Raw genomic sequence first — 2597 nt, 5'->3', positions numbered from 1 at the left:
GTCATCTGCGCGGGCGTCGGCATCGGCCCGAGCGGCGCGTTGATGTCGCCGGTCAGCGGTGGGAGCGCGGCGTTGAACTCGGCGTCGGGGACGATGGGCGCCTCTCCGGTCTGGCCGGCAGGGGGCGTGGGCTGATCCTTGGGTGCGTCGGGCCCGCGCGCCTTGCCGGTGCCGGGCTTGTTGAACTGGGCGAGCGCCGGCGCCGACGCGAGCACCGCCATCGCCAGCCAGTAATGACGCCTGCACAATCCGCTCACGCGAACCCCTTTACGCGGGAACGCCGTTTGCGGGCTACTCCCTAATGGAGCGTTACGATCGATCAGGCGCTTGGTTCCCGGACGCCGATCTGCCGGGCCAGCGTGCGGCGCAGCCTGGTGCCGTATGGCGGCTTGAGCCCGGCCAGGCCGGCGACGTCCAGGCGCGACTGGCGAAACACCGCGCGCGCGTGGCTGAAGGTGCGGAAGCCGTCGCGGCCGTGATAGGCGCCGGTGCCGGACGCGCCGATCCCGCCGAACGGCAGGTCCTCCACCGAGACATGGAACACCACGTCGTCGAGCGTGACCCCGCCGGAGACCGTGCGGTCCAGCACGCGGCGGCGCTCGGCGGCGTCGCGCCCGAAATGGTAGAGGCCCAGCGGGCGCGGGCCACGGTTGATCCGCGCGATTGCGTCGTCGATGCCGTCATAGCGGACCACCGGCAGGACGGGACCGAAGATTTCCTCCTGCATCAACACCATGTCGTCGGTGACCTCCGACACGATGTGAAGCGGCATCTTGCGGCTGTTCGACGCGGCAATGTCCTCGCCCGCCGGGTTGACGATCTCGATCCGGGCGCCCTTCGCGCGGGCGTCGGCGAGCCAGTCGGTCAGGCGCCGGTGACGCCGGTCGTTGACGATCGCGGTATAGTCGGGGTTGGCGAGCAGCGTCGGGTACATGGCGGCCGCAGCGGTCTTGAGACTAGCGATCACCGCCGCCTCGCAAGCCACTGGCGTCAGGACATAATCGGGCGCCAGGCAGATCTGGCCGGCGTTGAGCATCTTGCCCAGCGCGATCCGCTCGCCGGCTTGGCGGAGGTCCGCCCCGGCGCCGATGATCGCGGGCGACTTGCCCCCCAGCTCCAGCGTCACGGGCGTGAGGTTGTCGGCGGCGGCGCGCAGGATGTGGCGCCCGATCCCGGTCGCGCCGGTGAAGAGCAGGTGATCGAACGGCAGCGCGGCGAACGCCTGCCCCACCTCCGGCCCGCCGGAGACGAAAGCGAGTTCGTCCTGATCGTAATAGCTTGGCGCGACTTCCTCGAACAGCGCCGCGACCGCGGGCGTGAACTCGCTGGTCTTGACCATCACCCGGTTTCCCGCCGCGAACGCGCCGGCGACCGGCCCCATGACGAGGTTGACCGGGAAGTTCCACGGCGCGATCACGCCGACGACGCCCTTGGGCTGGAACTCCACCCGCGCGCGGGCGCCGAGCAGGCCGAGCGGGAACGGGACGGCGCGCCGCTCCGGCCTGGCCCAGCGTGCCATGTGCCTGAGCGCGTGGTCGATCGGCGCGATCGAGCCGGCGATGTCGGTGAGCATCGATTGGTCGCGGCTGCGGTGGCCGAAATCGTCGCAGAGCGCGTCGCAGAACCGGCCGGCATGGGTCTGGATCATCGCCTTCGCCCGCTTCAGCCGGTCGGCACGGATGGCGAGCGAGACGGGCAGCTCGGCGGTGAACGCCGCGCGCTGCGCCGCCAGCACGTCACCCATCATCCGCATCCGACCAGCCCGCCCACCGGCACCACCACGGCGTCGCCGCCCGCCCGCTCCACCGTCAGCGTCGCGTCGGCGACGAGCGCGCCGCCAGCGATGTCGGCGCGTTCGATCACCGTCATCGTCACGGTGGCGACGACCGGGCCGGCGACGTAGCGCGTCGTCCGCGCGAAGCCGCGCACGATCGCGCCGCTCGCGTCGGCGCTGGGCAAGTCGACCAGCTTGTCATCGAGGCGCAGCCGGAGCGACGCGGGCGCGGCGGTGGCGATCAGCGCGCGCGGCTCCGGCACGCTCCACAGATAGGCCGCGCAACCGCCCTTGGGCAACGGCTGGGGCCCGAGTGCGCCGAGACCGGCGGGGAGCAGCGGCAGGATCACGGCCGCAAGGCTATCATGAGCAGCCACGCCGGAAAAGCGGCGACCGCGAGCAGCGCGCCCAGCGGCAGCGCGTCGGCGCGCGTCACCGCCTCGCCCCGCCACCAACGAAACCCGACGGTGCCGAGCCCGGTCAGCGCGGCGACCAGCAGCACGGCGGGCAGCGGTCGCCAGCCGAGCCACAGGCCGATCGCGCCGAACAGCTTGGGATCGCCGCCGCCCAGCCCGACGCGCCCGCGCAGGCGACGGTAGCCATTGGCGACCAGCCAGAGCAGCACGAACCCGCCTGCGCCGCCGATCAGTCGATCGGCGAGCGGCGGATCGAACCCGGCAAGGCCGCCCGCGACGCCGGCGAACGCGAGCGGGGCGACGAGGCGATCGGGGAGCCACCAAGCGGCGAGATCGAGCGCGGCGAGTGCGAGCAGCAGCCAGCCGAACACCGCGCCGACGACGCCCTCCACCCCGGGCGCGACCGC

At 72.6% G+C, this 2597-nt stretch carries 3 protein-coding genes and 1 pseudogene; all 4 read right to left on the bottom strand.

Annotated features, from left to right (window positions below; genetic code table 11):
• Positions 1 to 257: pseudogene (locus HUU95_RS13980) on the bottom strand (hypothetical protein); the annotation flags it as partial.
• 62 nt (positions 258 to 319) lie between these two features.
• Positions 320 to 1744, bottom strand: coding sequence for a coniferyl aldehyde dehydrogenase (locus HUU95_RS13975; RefSeq protein ID WP_438827219.1), 1425 nt, complete (start codon positions 1742 to 1744; stop codon positions 320 to 322).
• Complete coding sequence (locus HUU95_RS13970) at positions 1744 to 2124, bottom strand: hypothetical protein (RefSeq protein WP_174280655.1); 381 nt, start codon at positions 2122 to 2124, stop codon at positions 1744 to 1746. Before HUU95_RS13970 ends, HUU95_RS13975 begins: the two co-directional genes overlap by 1 nt.
• The coding region (locus HUU95_RS13965; protein WP_174280654.1) for a prepilin peptidase at positions 2121 to 2597 on the bottom strand (477 nt) is incomplete at its 5' end. The genes HUU95_RS13965 and HUU95_RS13970, both read right to left, overlap by 4 nt.

The sequence above is a fragment of the Sphingomonas bacterium genome (genome assembly GCF_903643065.1).
Classification (GTDB): domain Bacteria; phylum Pseudomonadota; class Alphaproteobacteria; order Sphingomonadales; family Sphingomonadaceae; genus Sphingomonas.
The sequence above is the reverse complement of the archived record's forward strand: the minus strand, read 5'-3'. Positions and strand labels throughout refer to the sequence as shown.